Genomic DNA, 17518 nt, shown 5'->3' on the forward strand with positions numbered 1-17518 from the left:
TTATAAATATCCCATAGGATCCACAGGATCCCCACTTATACGAACTTCAAAATGTACATGTGGCCCTGTACTATTGCCTGTGCTACCAGCATAGGCAATAACTTGACCCTTACCCACATCTTGCCCTTCAGAGACAGCAAGTTCAGAATTATGTCCATAAAGAGTAGACATGCCATTACCATGATCGATAACTACGGCATAACCATAGCCACCCATCCAACCCGACCAAGCAACAGTACCACCATCTGCAGCATGAACAGGTGTACCTTCATCAACACCAATATCAATGCCAGAATGATAAATTGTAGTGCCCCAAATCGGATGTGTACGATAGCCATATGGAGAGGTAATTTCACCACTTACAGGCCACCCAAGTTGACCAGACCCTTGTACCCAAGAGTAAGTTGGTGAAGATTGTTGAGCCGCTGCCGCTGCACGAGCAGCGGCACGCTCTGCTTGACGTGCTTTCAATAACGCTGTAATCTGTGCAGAAGATGCATTTAATTCTTCTACTGCTTGCATTGCTGTAGCACGATCATTTTGAGCCTTTTGAAGAACTACCTCACGTTCTTTCTTCTTTTGCTCTATTTCAGCTCGTTTTGCCGCAGCTGCTTTTTCAATCTCAACTAGTTTTGCACGAGACTGTTCTAGTGCTTGCTTTCGAGCCGCTATTTCAGCGCGCTCTTTTTTGATTTCCTCAATTAATTTAATATCAGAATCAATAATTCGTTTTAAAATTTCTAAACGATTAGCAAAGTCTGTAAAATCTTTAGATCCAATAACTACATCTAAGTAACTTAAACGACCGTTAATATAAATATCACGTACACGCTTATAAAATACGGCTTCTCGCCCTTCTAGTCGCTTTTGTGCTTCAGCAAGTAATTTTTCATTCACTGTAATATCATTTTCAACAGATATACGTTGTTGTTGAATAGAATCCAATTGTTGCTGAGCCTGACGTAATTGTTCTTCGATTTGACGTAACTGTTCGGATACACTTACTATTACAGTTTCAGCATCTGCCTTTTTAGCATTTTGTTGATTAACTTGTTGTTGAATTGAATCAAGTTGATTTGTTAAATCTTCGTCCTCTGCAACGATGTATAATGGTGTTCCCAATACCACTATACCAGTCAAAATTGCCACTACGAAGCGAGATTTAAATATACTATTATTCATAAACATTACACCTTCATGTATTGTTTCAAAGAAATAGTACTACCAATAGCACCTACTACTATGCCGCCACCTAAGATATAAAGGGCTACATCATAGAAGAATGGGAACATTGGTACTAAAGGGAAGAATGCTAATGATTCAGAAACTTCCAATGTGATGAAGTGATAAAATTCACCAACGCAAAGAACGGCAATGATAGCACCAATTAAGCCTAACAACATGCCTTCAATCAAAAATGGCCAACGAATAAATCCATTAGTAGCACCTACATATTTCATGATTGCAATTTCTTTACGACGTGCGAATACAGTCAACCGAATTGTATTTGAAATGATGAATAGTGTTGCAGCTGCTAGGAAAGCAATCAATACAATCCCACCAATACGAATTACTTGCGTAATGCGGAAAAGCTCTTCTACAATATCTTGACCATAATGTGTACTTTCTACGCCTTGGAATGTCGTAGCTAATTTTGCAGTTGCTTTTACATCGCTAGGATTATCAAAGGTTAACACATACGAGTTAGGCAACGGATTTACATCACCTAAAGCATTCACCAATTGTTGCTGATCACCAAGGCGTTCTTTGAACTCCTTCATAGCTTGCTCTTTATTAACAAATTCTAAATGCTTTAAGTTAGGTATAGCCTTAATTTGCTTTCCTACTGCCATAATTTGATCAGTTGTTAAACCATCCTTTAAGTAAATACTTAACTGTACTTGATTTTCTAGACTGGATGCCATGTTATTCAAATTAATGACACCACAAAGGAATACACCGAGCATAAATAAGGATAAAGCCACTGTAGAAATGGACGCTAATGTCATAAGTCCATTACGTTTCATAGACTTCAGTGCTTCTTTAAAATAGTATTTTATCGTTCTAGGCTTCATTAATTTCTGCACCTCTCATATTATCACTTTGAACACGGCCGTCTTTTAAACGAATAACGCGTTTATTCAAGTATGAAACAAGATCCATATTATGGGTAACCATAATAACGGTAGTGCCGAAATTGTTAATATGCTTAAACAATTCAACAATATCCTTACTAGTATCAGGATCAAGGTTACCAGTAGGTTCATCAGCAATTAATACTGTTGGGCGATTAACAATTGCACGCGCAATAGCAACACGTTGTTGTTCCCCGCCAGAAAGATCCTCTGGTAAGTCATTAGCCTTCTCAGATAAACCAACAAGGTCTAATACATGACTCACCTTTTCTTTAATGATTTTTGGTTTTTCTTCAATAACTTCAAGAGCAAAAGCAATATTCTCTGCTACCGTTTTATTAGGCAATAATCGGAAGTCTTGGAATACAACGCCAAGCTTTCTCCGCAATTTAGGAATTTTACTGCGCTTCATACGCGTAACATCAAAGTCATCAACAATGACAGTACCAGCATCTGGCACTACCTCATGCGTTAATAACTTAAATAATGTTGATTTCCCTGCACCACTGTGACCACAAACGAGAACAAATTCACCATCGTTAATGGTTAAACACACATCGTCTAATGCAACAGAACCATTATCATAGACTTTACTAACATTCTTAAATTCAATCATGGGATCCCCTTTGATTATTTACGAGCGATTACACGTTTTACGGCTTCTACAATATCATTGGCAGTTAAGCCATACTTTGCCATTAGTTCTTTTGGTGTTCCACTCTCCCCAAATGTATCTTGGACACCAACGAATTCCATAGGTACAGGCTTATTAGATACTACTACTTCAGATACAGCAGAACCAAGGCCACCAATAATATTATGTTCTTCAGCTGTAACGATAGCACCAGTTTCTGCAGCGGCTTTTATAATTGCTTCAGCATCAATAGGTTTAATAGATGCCATATTAATAACACGTGCAGATATATTAGATTCAGATAAAGTTTTAGATGCCTCTACAGCAGGTCCAACTAATGCACCACAAGCAATAATTGTAGCATCAGAACCATCTACCAAAATAGTAGATTTACCTGGCACAAATGAGTAGCCTTCTGTTGTTACATCATCTACACCAGCACGCCCCAAACGAACGTATACTGGGCCGTTATAAGATGCAGCCCATTCGATAACAGCCTCTGTTTCACGCTCATCAGCAGGTACCACTACAGTCATATTTGGCAATGTACGCATACAGGAAATATCTTCTAAACTTTGGTGCGTTGCACCATCCTCACCAACAGTAATGCCCGCATGTGTAGCACATACTTTCACGTTTAATTTAGGATAGCATACAGCATTGCGAATTTGTTCAAATGCACGTCCTGTAGCAAACATGGAGAAAGATGATACAAATGGTATCTTACCTGCCGCTGCAAGTCCAGCACCAACAGAAATCAAGTTTTGCTCTGCAATACCTACGTTAAAGAAACGTTCTGGGCACACAGCTTTAAATGTGTCTGTTTTAGTAGATTTGGATAAATCCGCATCTAGTACGATAATATTAGTATTCTCTTTACCAATGCGAGCTAGCGCATTACCATATGCTTCACGTGTTGCTTTACCCATTATTGCACCCCCATAATTTCATTAACAAAGGCTACACCTTGCTCTTCACTTGGTGCTTTACCATGCCAGCCTGCTTGACCTTCCATCTCTTCAACGCCTTTACCCTTTACAGTATGCATGATAATACATGTTGGGCCTTCTGTGAAAGCTTTCGCAGTTTCAATAGCATTATGAAGCTCATCAAGGTCATGACCATTAACTTCAATAACATTCCAATTGAAAGCTTTGAACTTTTCTGGAATTGGTAATGGAGAAAGAACTTTAGTAATATCACCATCAATTTGAAGACCGTTAAAATCGACAAAAGCTGTCAAATTATTCAGTTTATAAAAGCCAGCAAACATTGCAGCTTCCCACACTTGACCTTCTTCAAGCTCACCATCACCAAGAATAGAGTATACACGGTAATCTGCATTATCAATTTTGCCTGCCAATGCCATACCACAAGCCGCAGAAATGCCTTGTCCTAAAGAACCTGTAGACATATCTACACCTAATGTGTGTTTCATATCAGGATGGCCTTGTAACATATGATTAATTTTACGTAAGTTCAAGAGTTCTTCTTTAGGGAAATAACCTTTTTCAGCCAATGTAGCGTATAGTGCAGGCGCTGCATGACCTTTAGAAAGGACAAAACGATCTCTATTAGGAGCTTTTGGATTTGCTGGATCTACATTCATCTCAACATAGTACAACAAGGCCATCACATCGGCGATGGATAATGAACCACCTGGGTGACCGGATTTCGCTGCCGTTACAGACTGTACAATACCAACGCGAATAGCTTTTGCCTTCTCTTGAACTAATTGTTTAACATCTTGTGTTAATGTAGCCATAGAGACCTCACTTTCTGGATAAAATCCAATATATTAATAATCTTTAAGTAATGAAATAGCAATTTCTGCATTGCGTTGGGAATCTACACGCAATGATTCAATGCGGTCATAAGATGCTTGATACTCCTCACGAGAATTCAACAATTTATGACACCATTGATATAAGGCTTCTTCACGCAAATGAGTCATTGTGCCAATAGGCTCTTGACCAATCATATGTAAAAAGCTTGTAATTTTAGGATCATAGGAAATACCAATAACTGGTTTTCCCATTAAAGAACTAAAAACTAAAGCGTGAAGACGTATACCAATCATGAGGTCCACATTTCCAGATAATGACACTTGTTGCTCTGTAGAGAACGGACCTTCTAGCACAATAGCGCCATTCGGCATATAGCTGGCAATGATCTTAGCCTCTTTTGTATCCTCAGGATGTGACATAGGAATAAAGATAATTTCCACATTATCTTGTTCTTGCAATCTGCTCAATACATTAGCTAAGGATTCTCTATACTCTGTATCCTCTTTCCAACTACGAACCGCCACACCAATTCGTTTACGTTGTTCATCTGCTTCAAATATTTTAGATATATACCCTTTCAGAATATGAGAGCCAATTGAAAGATCTGCTGGTTGCATGGCCAATACCGCATCTGCAGTAACTTCTACATCTTCAATTCCCAAAGAAACTAGTTCATCCTTTGAAATAGAATCTCTAACTGTAATAGTATCTACAAAACGCAATACAAATCCAACGGCACGACGTGTTGATGAACGATTTAAAGGACCAATACCTTGGGAGTATAGCATTACTTTTTTCCCAAGCAACTTTGCTAGTGCCATAATACTTAAGTAATAGTAAGTATTGCGAATACTAGTAGCATCTTGTAATAAACTACCACCACCACTAATAACAAGATCCGAATGAGCAATTGCTTTTAAGATACCCAATGCAGAGAATGTACCTACAGCATTAATATTATGCTTTTTACTAGTCTCTTTAGGATTACCAGAAATTACAGTAATATGTGCATCAGCCTCTTCTTTACGAATAGCATCGATAATAGCACAAAGCATGGCCTCATCACCAGCATTACCAAAGCCATAATAACCAGAGATAACAATATTACTCATGGTCAACCTCCCTAGCTTGGAACCATTGTGTTACGTACATCATAAACCGTACTGCGATGATAAGAAGCACTCCAAAAAGGGCGCCAATTAACAAACCATCATAACCACGCATGATGGACATGAACACTGGCGTTCTAAGATGACAGAAGGTTTCAACCATTGAAGCAATGCCAATAACACCAGCTAGAGTTAATAAGAAATGAATTACTGTAGGCCACTTACGCATGAACGCAAAGGTAGCTAGCATTAAAGCAGGATGACCAATAATGAACTCTTTTTCACGCGGTCTCGCATACATTGCATTTTCAAGAAAACGACGTAGCATAAGTTCAAAGCCTGGTACAGGAACACCTGCAGTGTGTCCACTACGGCCAACAAATACCCATACTGCGCCACCAAGTGCTGCTATTATAAAGAATACATATAATTTAACATCCATAGTTAAGAATTCCACTACAAATGTTTTCGCTTCTTCTTTGGAATTAATCATGCGGCCGTTCCACAATGGGAATCGTTGAAGGTACGCAATAATAACTAAAATAATTGGCAGAACAAAGGTCAACTTAACACCTCTAAAGAGAGCAAACTCCATAAAGAATTTCGTATTGCCCAATAAAGATGCGATATACATACCGCCAATAGCAGCAAATAATGCAGCAATTACAAGGTATAATAAGGCAAGAATAGTAGACTTAATGGTACCTAATGGACGTGCACCATCATAACGGCGCCACTCTTCCATCAAGCGTATCATAGCACCTACAGGAGCCATAATAGCACTAGATAGAGCCCATATTTGAGTAATTAAGGTACCACTTGTAAGAATAAATACAACAATGGATGCCAAAGAAATGCCAAAAAAGGCCACAAGTTGCGTATGCTTAGACATTGGTAACATCATTTGTAGAACATATACAAAAAGTGCGATAGCCCCGATCATTGTAATAACTACTAATAATGGATTTGGTGTATAAGCAGGATAAATATCCGCTGGACCAAATTCATAACCTTTTACAGCCAATTTCTCTGTAGCTATATTAATATAGTTGATTGTAGTCTGTAAAACAGTTTCATTATTTATACCTGTTTCATACATCGGAAACAAGTTAAAACGAATATTTCGTTCTATATCACTAATGTAAAAGCGTTGTGCCGCTTCTTCAGGGGTAATTTTCTTTAACTCCTCTTTAGCGATAGTATACACACGACCTACACTATAATTATTTTTGGCCGCCATTTCCAAGAAACCTTGTTGTGGCTCATACTGCAACTGATTTACAGCTTCGATACCAACTAGTGGAATATGGTTTTTATTTAGTAATGCTAATGTTTCATCCGTTAAATTAGGTGCACCTAGAGCTTCTTTACCAGCAAAAATCATCCCTGTTACATGAGGAATGCCTTCAAGTCGTTTAAATACATATTGAATATCTTCAGATGTTACGTTTCTATAGTTTGTTGGACGAACGATAACATTGAAACCACGATCTGCAACCTCTTGTGCTTGCAACTTTGAAATACCAAGATTCATCTTTGCATAGCTATCTGCTGTTGCACCATACAATTCAAGAACAGGACCAATACTTGTATTAAGCTCTTTCACCTTGTCCTTGCCAATACGGTGGTATAAATCCTCTCGAATTTCTTTATAATAACCTTCTTTACCTGAAATTAATGCCACATAAGTCGCCCCAGGTTTAATCGCAGCGCCATTAACACGAACAGAGTCCATCTCTTCAGAGCTTAATACTTTAACTTGGCCCGCATCTTTTGCTTTTTCTAACGTGCGATCATAAATAGCAAAAGCAGTCACACCAGCATTACGTAATGCATCAAAAGCTTCTTGTTGACTACGCTTTTCAAAGGCGCTGGCTCGTAAAACTGCATCATAGTCTACAATATTTTCAATATGATTTTGAGATTTCTCAATCTGATGGCGTTCAAATACTAAGTATAAGGAAGATAAAAGACCTATAATAATACAAAGTATAAGAATCCATGAGTACTTACTTTTTTGTGTGTTCCGATGATTCACGACAAATCCTTTCTAGTTGAGTACAGGTTTAACTTTAATGAGAATTTCACCATTATCAACAGTCAAACTTTCCGCTTTTACAGGAATTGGAAAATTGTTGAAGTCATAAATTTGAGTACTTTCTAACACATTAGATGTCATACCAGGAATTGTAGCACCATTTATGGTGAACTTTTTAGGTGAAAACAATAATGTATTGCCCTTTAATTCTAAATTCCCATCTAATTTAACATCTCCTTTAAACACCATGCCTACATTCATTTTACCGATTAGGCTGATATTATCTTTACTAATGTCAACTTGTACGTCTTGAATATCACTACCTGCTTCATTACTTAAGAAAGTCGCTAAATCAGCTTTATTAATAGTCCCATCAATACTAGCAGTCCCAACACTAACGATATCAATTTGTTGACTAGCTAATAAAGAAATTGGATTAACAAGAATTTGTTTAGCATCATATCGGAAGCTAGCAAAATTCAATTTACCCAGTTTAATATTCTCCAAAGTGCCATAAACACGATCCACCTCACCATATAAAATTTTGAAAGCAGGTTGAGCCTCAACATTTACTGTTTGAGCCGTTGGTTTCAATGTTTCATTTAATTGACTTTCAATACGAGAGCCAATAAAAGATGGTAATAAAAATTGGGATGCCACTACAAGAGCAATAATTAGCACTAATAGGAATAGTAAAAACTTTTTCATAGTATCTCCTAAATTGTTAAGTTAGCCTCTTTTTTTAAGAAACCTTCGATAAATGGGTCTAAGTTGCCATCCATAACAGCTTGAACATTACCAGTTTCTACACTAGTACGATGATCCTTAACAAGATTATATGGATGGAATACATAGGAACGAATTTGACTTCCCCACTCAATTGCTTGGTAGGTACCTCCAATCTGTTCTTTAAGTTCAGCTTGCTTTTCGAGCTCTAACTCAAATAGTTTCGCCCGTAACAAACGTAAAGCTTGTTCTCTATTCTGCATTTGAGAACGTTGTGTTTGGCATTGTACTACAATACCTGTCGGCTTATGTGTCATGCGAACAGCAGAATCGGTTTTATTAATATGCTGACCACCAGCGCCACTAGCACGATATGTATCAACTTGAACGTCTTTCATATCGATATTAATTTCCACAGTATCATCGATTTCAGGCATTACATCGACAGCAGCAAATGATGTGTGACGTCGAGCCGCAGCATCAAATGGTGAAATACGAACGAGACGATGTACACCTTTCTCAGACTTCAAGTAACCAAAGGCATTTTCACCTTTAACAAGGAATGTAGCAGATTTTATTCCTGCTTCATCACCAGGTTGTTCATCCATTAACTCGATGGAAAAGCCAGATTTTTCAGCCCAGCGCAAGTACATGCGAATTAACATAGAACACCAATCTTGTGCCTCAGTCCCACCAGCACCGGCATGAAATGTTAAAATAGCATTATTTGCATCATATTCACCACTTAACAATAAAAGTACTTCTTGCTTTTCCAAGGTTTCTTCTATTTGCTTAACATATTCCTTGATTTCACTCTCCATGGAGAGATCATCTTCATCTATAGCCATTTCAAGCATCACATTAGCATCTTCAATATCACTAACAAGTTGCTTATAGCTTTCTACAGCATTTTTTAATTGTGTGGCCTCTTGAGAAATCTCACGAGCTTTATCTGGATTATCCCAAAATGTAGGATCACTCATCTGTACATCAAGTGTAAATATTCGGTCTTCCTTTTGAGCGATGTTAAAGTGAATCCCTCATCCCATAAATACGTTCTTCTAAATTAGAAATAATCGGTTTTAGATCTTCTAACAATTTATGTTCACCACCTTTAGTTAATTAGTCTATTACATCAATAAACTATTACCTTAACAAAATAGAAAAATGGCCGTTGCCCAGTGGAAATCCCTTTGAGCAACGTGCCATTCACAAATCTTAATCTATGTTTTGTGGCTCCAACACATCTTCATGATGGGATTGTGCACCTTCTAAGTGATCAACTGGTTCTTCGATTTCTTGAATCAATTGTGCACGAATTTTGTATAATGCCATGATTGTCTCATCTTGAATAGCTGCAATCATGTTTTGGAACATATCAAAAGCTTCAAACTTATATTCTACCAACGGATTCTTTTGACCATATGCACGAAGGCCAATACCTTCTCGTAACATATCCATATTATCCAAATGTTCCATCCATTTATTATCAACAACGCGCAACATAATCGCCTTTTCAAGTTGACTAAACATAGCCTCTCCAAGCATATCAACGCGATCTTGATACTCTTCATGAGCAATTTCTAATAAGCGTTCTAATAAGTCTTGACGACTATATTCTTCCATATCTTGAGAAGACATAATCTCTTCTGTTAAGAAATATTGACTTAAATGTTTATAGAGACCTTCATAATCCCATTCTTCTGGATAGAGCTTTTCATCAGCATAAGCATCTACAGATTCGGTAACAAGCTTGTCAATCATTTCATTAATTGTTTCACGCAAGGATTCGTTACGTAAAATACGGCGTCGTTGTTCGTATAATACTTCACGTTGTTGATTCATAACATCATCATACTCAAGTACATATTTACGAATATTATAGTTATGATCCTCTACTTTCTTTTGAGCACGTTCAATAGATTTAGTAATCAAAGAATGCTCGATAGGTTCATCCTCTTCCATACCAAGTTTATCCATGATACCTGTAATATTGTCAGCACCAAAGATACGCATTAAGTCATCTTCTAATGATAAGAAGAATTGAGAAGAACCAGGATCCCCTTGACGACCAGCACGTCCGCGTAATTGATTATCAATACGTCGGCTTTCATGGCGTTCTGTCCCCAAAATGGCTAACCCACCTAGTTCTGGCACACCTTCTCCAAGAGTAATATCAGTACCACGGCCAGCCATATTAGTAGCGATTGTTACCATTCCCATTTGGCCAGCAGCTGCAACGATTTCTGCTTCTTGTTCATGATGTTTAGCATTCAATACTTTATGAGGTACACCTGCACGCAACAACATATCTGAAAGTTCTTCAGACTGTGTAATAGATGTAGTACCAATCAAAATAGGTTGCCCTATTTGATGCCGTTCTACTGCATTACGTACTACGGCACGATATTTAGCAGCTTTAGTTTTAAAAATCTGATCTGGCAAATCCATCCGGATTAAAGGCTTATTCGGTGGAATTGGTATAACCTCTAATCCATAAATATCGATAAATTCTTTTTCTTCTGTTTTAGCAGTACCTGTCATACCTGCTAATTTATCATACATACGGAAATAGTTCTGGAATGTGACAGATGCTAAAGTTTGGCTTTCGCGTTCAACTTTCAAACCTTCTTTAGCCTCAATAGCCTGATGCAAACCATCAGAATAACGGCGTCCAAACATCAAACGACCCGTAAACTCATCGACGATAACAACTTCACCATCTTTAACCACATAATCAGTATCACGATGCATCATAGCATAAGCACGCAAAGAAGCACCAAGCAAATGATTCAACTCGATATTTTCTGCATCATATAGGTTTTCAACGCCAAGCATTTTTTCAACCTTTGCGATTCCAGAATCTGTAGGGGCAATAGTTTTTTGTTTTTCATCGATAACATAGTCTTCATCTTTTATAAGGTGAGGAACAATTTTAGCCAATTTATAATAATTATCAGTGGAACGTTGACCAGGGCCTGAGATAATTAATGGTGTTCTTGCTTCATCAATAAGAATGGAGTCTACTTCATCCACAATGGCATAATTCAATGGTCGTTGTACCATTTGAACAACATCGGTTACCATGTTATCCCGTAAATAGTCAAAACCAAACTCATTATTTGTACCATATGTAATATCACACGCATAGGCTTCTTTACGTTGATTAAAGTCAAGATTAGCCACAATAAGGCCCGTGGAAAGTCCTAAGAAATTATATAAACGTCCCATTTGCTCGCTATCACGAGTCGCCAAATAATCATTTACTGTTACAACGTGTACACCCTTACCGGTCAATGCATTCAAATATACAGGCAATGTAGCTACTAATGTTTTACCTTCACCAGTACGCATCTCAGCGATATTACCATTATGTAGGCAAATGCCCCCCATTAACTGTACATCGAAATGACGCATACCTAAAACACGTTTAGATGCTTCACGAACTACAGCAAATGCTTCTGGCAATAAGTCGTCTAACGTTTCCCCTTTTTGCAAACGACGTTTAAACTCATCAGTTTTTGCCACTAAGTTAGCATCACTTAATTTAATATAATTAGGTTCAATTTCATTAATATGATCTGCAATAGCACGCATTTTTTTAATTTCTTTTGCGTTATTATTGCCTAATAGCCTTTGTAAAAAGCTTAACAAACAAATCACTCCTCTACGGGACATCTTACATTATTTTATCTAACTTATTATAACGAAAAAGCCTTGAATAGTCAAAGAATTCAAGGCATTTCAAGATTATTTATAGTATTATTTTGGCAAAAAAGGTGGATGACTATTTTAAGTCATCCACCTTAATATAATAATCGGCTGATTTAAAGTAGAAAGGAGTTAGGATTAAGTTCAGCCGACATTATATATTATTGAAGTTCTGGCTCGATCAAACCATAGAAACCATCATGTCTACGATAAACAACGTTCATCGCTTCAGTTTCAGCATTAAAGAACATAAAGAAATCGTGACCAATAAGATTCATTTGTAAAATCGCTTCCTCAACATCCATAGGGCGCACAACAAAGTGTTTGCGTTTTACAACTTCAATAGTTTCTTCTTCCACAGGAGCTGCCAAAGCTTCAGGATGGAAAGCTTCTTGTTTTTTGAAACGTTTAGCCAAACGAGTTTTATATTTATGGATTTGGCGAACAATTTTATCCACTACTAAATCAATAGCTGCGTACATATCATCATTAGTTTCCACACCACGAAGAACGATTTTATCAACAAAACATGTAAGTTCAATTGTAGATTTATCTTTTACAACGGATAAAACCGCTTGTGCATTTAACTCATCATCGAAGTAACGAGTCAATTTACTTAATCTTTTTTCGATATATGCTCTTAAGGCATCTGTCACTTCAATGTTTTTTCCTCTAATTGCTACTTTCATAAGTCAACACCCTTTCTAAAAATCATCCACGAGATGCGAGTGTGTGGTATTATATAACCTTATCTCTCGTGTTATATTTAGTATTTCTACATCTAACTGTAAAACTCCTTCTTTTTTATGTAAAAATTTTATATTTTTTGTAGAATTATGTATAAAATGTATATAGAAAATCAAAAAACCCCGATAGTATATACTATCGGGGGCCAATTATATATTGTTTTTATAATTTTTTTGGTATGTAGTTACGCTTTAACAACGTTAGCGGCTTGAGGTCCACGGTTTCCATCAACAATCTCAAATTCTACATTTTGACCTTCAGTCAAAGATTTGAAACCTTCGTCTTGGATTGCAGAGTAGTGTACAAATACATCGCTACCGTCTTCACGTTCAATAAAACCATAACCTTTTTCTGCGCTGAACCATTTTACTTTACCTAACATGGTAACATCCTCCTAAAAAATATATATATTGTCTTACTGTCTTGCTCTATATGTGTATCATAACACAGCATGTATAAAATATCAAACAACAATATTTACATTTTTAATGAATATACAAACACTAGAAATAAGAATATCATTTGCTGTAAATCTCAAAAATCCCTATATCTATACATGTCATAAATAATTATATAAGCCCTATAAATTAATTGTATATTTTTATAATCATAAAAATATGTGAATTAAAAATTATTGTTTTTAAAAATGACTGTATAAATTATTGTTATATCACAAATATTTATAGCAATAATCGTATTTTTCAGATTAATCTACACTTTAAATCTTTATACAAACTCTTTATAATTAATAAATACAGCCTAAAGGTTATCAAATATATTAATAGATATTAAGCTATACATATATAATAAAAATTAATATAAATAAATAGGTTAAATTTAATGTAAAAAAACAGGAAGCAATTTCTAATTCTAGAATTTGCTTCCTATAATATCATTAATTAATCTATTAAAATTTTGTCTAAAAATGATTTTGTTCTTTCATTTGTAGGAGCATCGAATACGCGTTCAGGTGTATCATCTTCTAAAATCAAGCCACCATCAACAAATAAAACTCTATCCGCTACTTTTTTCGCAAAGCCCATTTCATGAGTAACGATGACCATCGTCATACCTTCCTCAGCTAAAGACTTCATTACATCTAGTACTTCACTAACCATTTCAGGATCAAGAGCTGAAGTAGGTTCATCAAAAAGCATTACTTTAGGTCTCATAGCTAAAGCACGAGCAATAGCAACACGCTGCTTTTGACCACCTGACAAAGAATCAGGATATGCATTGGCTTTATCCGCCAAACCTACTCGATCAAGTAAAGCTTGACCTATCTTCTTAGCCTCTTCCATAGATGTTTTACGAACCTTAGTTTGTGCTAAAGTAAGATTTTCCATAACCGTCATATGTGGGAATAGATTAAAGTTTTGGAATACCATTCCTACTTCAGCACGAACGTCATTTAACTTTTTCTTATCAGAAAGATCCATACCATCTACGATAACCTTACCAGATGTAGGTTCTTCTAAGTAGTTCATAGTGCGCAGTACCGTACTTTTACCAGAACCAGAAGGACCGATGATTACAACAACTTGACCTTGTTCAATATGTAAATTAATACCTTTTAGTACTTCATTTTTACCAAAAGATTTATGTACATTTTCTAATTTAATCATTTAATGCTATATTTCCTTTCAAGATATCCAACTAATTGTGAGATAGTCACTGTCATAATAAGGTAAATCACAGCAACCGTACCCCAGATTTCAAAGGATGCATAGGTTTTAGCAATGATTAATTGACCACGACGTGTCAACTCCTCGAAACCGATAACAGAAACTAAAGAGGAATCTTTCAACATGGCAATAAATTCATTCCCTAACGGAGGAATAATTGCTTTAAAAGCTTGAGGCATAATGATGTAACGCATAGTTTGTCCCCAAGTTAAACCAAGAGAACGACCGGCCTCCATTTGACCTTTATCAATAGATTGAATACCAGCACGGAAAATTTCAGATACATAAGCACCAGAGTTAATACTACATGCGGTAACAGCCGCAATATATGGATCAATCCGTTGACCTGTAATCATAGGCAAGGCAAAATAAATTAGGAAAATTTGCACCAGTAATGGTGTACCACGAATGATATCTACATAACATTTTGCAAGCAATCTAACTAATCTAAATTTAGATAAATTTGCTAAAGATACTAAAAGACCGATAAAAAAGCCACAACCTACAGACATGGCTGTAATTTCTACAGTCACTAGAGCACCTTGTAGCAAGAGCGGTAAATTATCCGCAATTAACCCCCAATTAAAACTCATAATCTCTCCTATTATTTAAATTCTAAAACTACTGGCATATCAGCAGGTGCATCTACATTAAACCATTTTTTATATAATGTATTAAATTCACCATCAGCCTTCATATCAGCAATTGCTTTATTGATTTCTTCTTGCAATGCTTTGTTATCCTTATTAATTGCTAAGCCCAAGTATTCTTTAGTATTTGGATATGCCATAAATTTAATATGTTGGTCAGGATGCTTAGTACTGTAATATTGAGCTACAGGTAAATCGATTACAGTTGCATCTACTCCACCATTTTGTAATTCTAACAAAGCTTCATTACTATGGTCAAATTCTTTTACAGTAGTACCTTCAATTTTATGAGCTAAATCTGCACCAGTAGTACCTAATTGGGCTGCAATTTTTTTACCCTTTAAGTCATCAAGAGAATTCACAGCCGTTCCATCTTTATATACTACTGCTAAGGCATTTTCATAATAAGGAGAAGAAAATAATACTTTTTCACTTCTCGCTTTTGTAATAGTCATACCAGATGCAGCAACATCAATATCATGTGTGTTCAAAGCTGGAATCAAAGCATCAAAAGCTACATTTTTTAGCTCTACATCTTTATTAATACGTTTACCGATCGCACGAATCAATTCAATATCAAAACCTGTATAATCTTGAGTTTTTTCATCTTTAAACTCAAATGGAACAAATGTAGCATTAGTGCCAACGATAAGTTTATTAGATGTAGGTTGATTAGAGGAACCACATCCACCAACTAAAGAAGCAGCCATCACTAACATACAACCGCCAAGAATTATTTTTTTTACTTTGCTATTTAACATATTATCAACCTCATTATTTTAACTTACTACTACTTTATAATAGTATATAGATTAAGTATAATTATGTCAATAATTTTGTATATAACTTTAGATATAATCGCAAAATCACTATATTTATATTTTAATTTTATGCATTATTTGTATAAATATTACGGCTATGTATAAAAACTTTCCCATAGTTAGTGGTTTTCTATAAATTTTATAATATACAACTGTATAAAAAAAGCACATGAGAAAAGCCTCATGTGCCCCTATACGGCTGACCTGGTCTTTGCCCCCACACTCGCCTGCTGGAAGGTTCGCTCATAAGTCCAAGACTCCCCACTACTACCTCTCTCGATTTTATCGGCAGGACTTACACCTAAGCCGCACCATGCTCACAACCCTTTGGGCTGCTTATGTGGATCGTTTTGCCTGCGACTAGCCTCGACTTTCAACCACAGACCCGTATAGACGTATTATAAAGAATAACAGTATTCATGTCTAGTTTTACTATTATTTTAAAAAATTTTGATTATATAGTTAAGTAGCCAAATATAATTTTTTTACCAAACATACTATCGCATAATTCTTAGAACAATGAGAATAAATTTTGCAACCCCTATTTGTTGATGTATAGAAAATTGGAATAGAAAACCTAAAATATTCTTCATAATATTTTAATATTTCTAAAATCACATTTTTTAAGTACCATATCTAGTGGATTCTTAAATTGTCAATTATTTTTTGTATGCCAAATATGAATACAACATATTTGTAAGAACATACGTATCATACACAAAAAATTATTTATGGTGTATAATTTGTATACTGTTAAATTAGAACGGCCTAAAGTTGTACGATATGAACATAAGTACGAGGGGTTGTACCATATGTTCAGTTTGTTAGTTAGAGGGGTTTATTATGTTTATGTTATCATTGATGCAACCATCAGGTTTGTATGAACTGGAGAAAGACAGTTTAGAAGCCATAAGCGCACAACTTTTACAGATGATACAAATGAAAAGCTATCATCTCTATACACATTCTATTCAGGTTTCAAACTATGCTGTTAGCATCGCAGCTAAAATGGGTTTACCATTAAATGAAATTGAACAGATTCGTCATGCAGCTTTACTTCATGACGTAGGTCTATTAATGGTACCTAATGCATTAATCCAAAAATCTCCATATCTTAATAAGCAAGAAATGTCTAAGTATAAACAACATGCTGCAAGTGGTGCCAATATGATTGAAAACTATCCTTGCTGCCAACAAATTTTACCTTATATTCGTTACCATCATGAAAAATGGGATGGCTCCGGTTATCCTAAACATCTACGTGGTGCCAATATTCCGTTAGGAGCTCGAATCATTGCTGTAGCAGATTACTATGATACAACAGTTAATCCTTCTACTGAATTTTGGGCTAAAACAAAAGCTAAAGCAAAAGAAGAACTTTTTAGTGCGTCTGGTTCTCTCTTTGATCCTGATGTAGTTAAAGCATTTATTGATGTGCTTGGCTAATATGAAATCAAATATTATATTCCTACATT

General features: G+C 36.0%; 16 protein-coding genes. 1 reads left to right on the forward strand and 15 read right to left on the reverse strand.

Annotation, left to right across the window (positions count from 1 at the left end):
- The 15 genes from E6X37_RS03125 to E6X37_RS03195 all read right to left on the reverse strand — a co-directional run bounded on the left by E6X37_RS03125 (window position 1) and on the right by E6X37_RS03195 (window position 15983).
- Window positions 1-1182, reverse strand: coding sequence for a murein hydrolase activator EnvC family protein (locus E6X37_RS03125; RefSeq protein WP_156697509.1), 1182 nt, complete (start codon window positions 1180-1182; stop codon window positions 1-3).
- Between the two features lie 5 nt (window positions 1183-1187).
- Window positions 1188-2075 carry a permease-like cell division protein FtsX gene (ftsX, locus tag E6X37_RS03130; RefSeq protein WP_012864279.1) on the reverse strand — a complete coding sequence of 296 codons (888 nt, stop codon included), beginning with the start codon at window positions 2073-2075 and terminating at the stop codon, window positions 1188-1190.
- The gene (gene ftsE, locus E6X37_RS03135; RefSeq protein WP_004693165.1) at window positions 2065-2751 is read right to left on the reverse strand and encodes a cell division ATP-binding protein FtsE; all 687 of its coding nucleotides are present in this window, start codon (window positions 2749-2751) and stop codon (window positions 2065-2067) included. The genes ftsX and ftsE overlap by 11 nt, the downstream gene beginning before the upstream one ends.
- A gap of 14 nt (window positions 2752-2765) precedes the next feature.
- Window positions 2766-3698, reverse strand: coding sequence for a transketolase family protein (locus tag E6X37_RS03140; RefSeq protein WP_156697507.1), 933 nt, complete (start codon window positions 3696-3698; stop codon window positions 2766-2768).
- Window positions 3698-4534, reverse strand: coding sequence for a transketolase (locus E6X37_RS03145; protein ID WP_174892302.1), 837 nt, complete (start codon window positions 4532-4534; stop codon window positions 3698-3700). Before E6X37_RS03145 ends, E6X37_RS03140 begins: the two co-directional genes overlap by 1 nt.
- A gap of 33 nt (window positions 4535-4567) precedes the next feature.
- A complete protein-coding gene (csaB, locus tag E6X37_RS03150; RefSeq protein WP_156697505.1) occupies window positions 4568-5668 on the reverse strand; it encodes a polysaccharide pyruvyl transferase CsaB in 1101 nt (366 codons plus the stop codon).
- Window positions 5661-7703 carry a DUF5693 family protein gene (locus tag E6X37_RS03155; protein ID WP_101928220.1) on the reverse strand — a complete coding sequence of 681 codons (2043 nt, stop codon included), beginning with the start codon at window positions 7701-7703 and terminating at the stop codon, window positions 5661-5663. Before E6X37_RS03155 ends, csaB begins: the two co-directional genes overlap by 8 nt.
- A 12-nt stretch (window positions 7704-7715) precedes the next feature.
- Window positions 7716-8411 (reverse strand): LmeA family phospholipid-binding protein, encoded by a 696-nt coding sequence (locus tag E6X37_RS03160; RefSeq protein WP_156697504.1) that lies wholly within the window; start codon window positions 8409-8411, stop codon window positions 7716-7718.
- 8 nt (window positions 8412-8419) lie between these two features.
- A protein-coding gene (gene prfB, locus E6X37_RS03165) for a peptide chain release factor 2 (RefSeq protein ID WP_012864272.1) occupies window positions 8420-9527 on the reverse strand; the annotation gives its coding sequence in 2 pieces (ribosomal slippage) (window positions 8420-9469 and window positions 9471-9527; 1107 coding nt in all).
- Window positions 9528-9647: 120 nt separating this feature from the next.
- On the reverse strand, window positions 9648-12083 hold the full coding sequence (secA, locus tag E6X37_RS03170; RefSeq protein ID WP_012864271.1) for a preprotein translocase subunit SecA: 2436 nt from the start codon (window positions 12081-12083) through the stop codon (window positions 9648-9650).
- 218 nt (window positions 12084-12301) lie between these two features.
- On the reverse strand, window positions 12302-12829 hold the full coding sequence (hpf, locus tag E6X37_RS03175; RefSeq protein ID WP_101928219.1) for a ribosome hibernation-promoting factor, HPF/YfiA family: 528 nt from the start codon (window positions 12827-12829) through the stop codon (window positions 12302-12304).
- Window positions 12830-13071: 242 nt separating this feature from the next.
- Window positions 13072-13269, reverse strand: a complete 198-nt coding sequence (locus E6X37_RS03180) for a cold shock domain-containing protein (protein WP_004693056.1) — start codon at window positions 13267-13269, stop codon at window positions 13072-13074.
- Between the two features lie 517 nt (window positions 13270-13786).
- The gene (locus E6X37_RS03185) at window positions 13787-14512 is read right to left on the reverse strand and encodes an amino acid ABC transporter ATP-binding protein (protein WP_118091533.1); all 726 of its coding nucleotides are present in this window, start codon (window positions 14510-14512) and stop codon (window positions 13787-13789) included.
- Window positions 14509-15165 carry an amino acid ABC transporter permease gene (locus tag E6X37_RS03190; protein WP_004693053.1) on the reverse strand — a complete coding sequence of 219 codons (657 nt, stop codon included), beginning with the start codon at window positions 15163-15165 and terminating at the stop codon, window positions 14509-14511. Before E6X37_RS03190 ends, E6X37_RS03185 begins: the two co-directional genes overlap by 4 nt.
- An 11-nt stretch (window positions 15166-15176) precedes the next feature.
- Window positions 15177-15983, reverse strand: a complete 807-nt coding sequence (locus E6X37_RS03195) for a basic amino acid ABC transporter substrate-binding protein (RefSeq protein ID WP_012864267.1) — start codon at window positions 15981-15983, stop codon at window positions 15177-15179.
- A gap of 903 nt (window positions 15984-16886) precedes the next feature.
- Between E6X37_RS03195 and E6X37_RS03200 the strand changes: the two genes are divergently transcribed.
- On the forward strand, window positions 16887-17489 hold the full coding sequence (locus E6X37_RS03200; RefSeq protein WP_004693025.1) for an HD-GYP domain-containing protein: 603 nt from the start codon (window positions 16887-16889) through the stop codon (window positions 17487-17489).
- Window positions 17490-17518: the final 29 nt, after the last annotated feature.

The organism is Veillonella parvula, from assembly GCF_032550495.1.
GTDB lineage: Bacteria > Bacillota > Negativicutes > Veillonellales > Veillonellaceae > Veillonella > Veillonella parvula_G.

Coding starts and splice junctions, on each gene's coding strand:
- E6X37_RS03180 (WP_004693056.1), bottom strand. CDS start 13,269: ATGTTAGGTAAAGTAAAATGGTTCAGCGCAGAAAAAGGTTATGGTTTT.
- ftsE (WP_004693165.1), bottom strand. CDS start 2,751: ATGATTGAATTTAAGAATGTTAGTAAAGTCTATGATAATGGTTCTGTT.
- E6X37_RS03125 (WP_156697509.1), bottom strand. CDS start 1,182: ATGAATAATAGTATATTTAAATCTCGCTTCGTAGTGGCAATTTTGACT.
- E6X37_RS03195 (WP_012864267.1), bottom strand. CDS start 15,983: ATGTTAAATAGCAAAGTAAAAAAAATAATTCTTGGCGGTTGTATGTTA.
- E6X37_RS03140 (WP_156697507.1), bottom strand. CDS start 3,698: ATGGGTAAAGCAACACGTGAAGCATATGGTAATGCGCTAGCTCGCATT.
- E6X37_RS03190 (WP_004693053.1), bottom strand. CDS start 15,165: ATGAGTTTTAATTGGGGGTTAATTGCGGATAATTTACCGCTCTTGCTA.
- E6X37_RS03185 (WP_118091533.1), bottom strand. CDS start 14,512: ATGATTAAATTAGAAAATGTACATAAATCTTTTGGTAAAAATGAAGTA.
- csaB (WP_156697505.1), bottom strand. CDS start 5,668: ATGAGTAATATTGTTATCTCTGGTTATTATGGCTTTGGTAATGCTGGT.
- ftsX (WP_012864279.1), bottom strand. CDS start 2,075: ATGAAGCCTAGAACGATAAAATACTATTTTAAAGAAGCACTGAAGTCT.
- hpf (WP_101928219.1), bottom strand. CDS start 12,829: ATGAAAGTAGCAATTAGAGGAAAAAACATTGAAGTGACAGATGCCTTA.
- E6X37_RS03160 (WP_156697504.1), bottom strand. CDS start 8,411: ATGAAAAAGTTTTTACTATTCCTATTAGTGCTAATTATTGCTCTTGTA.
- E6X37_RS03200 (WP_004693025.1), top strand. CDS start 16,887: ATGTTTATGTTATCATTGATGCAACCATCAGGTTTGTATGAACTGGAG.
- E6X37_RS03145 (WP_174892302.1), bottom strand. CDS start 4,534: ATGGCTACATTAACACAAGATGTTAAACAATTAGTTCAAGAGAAGGCA.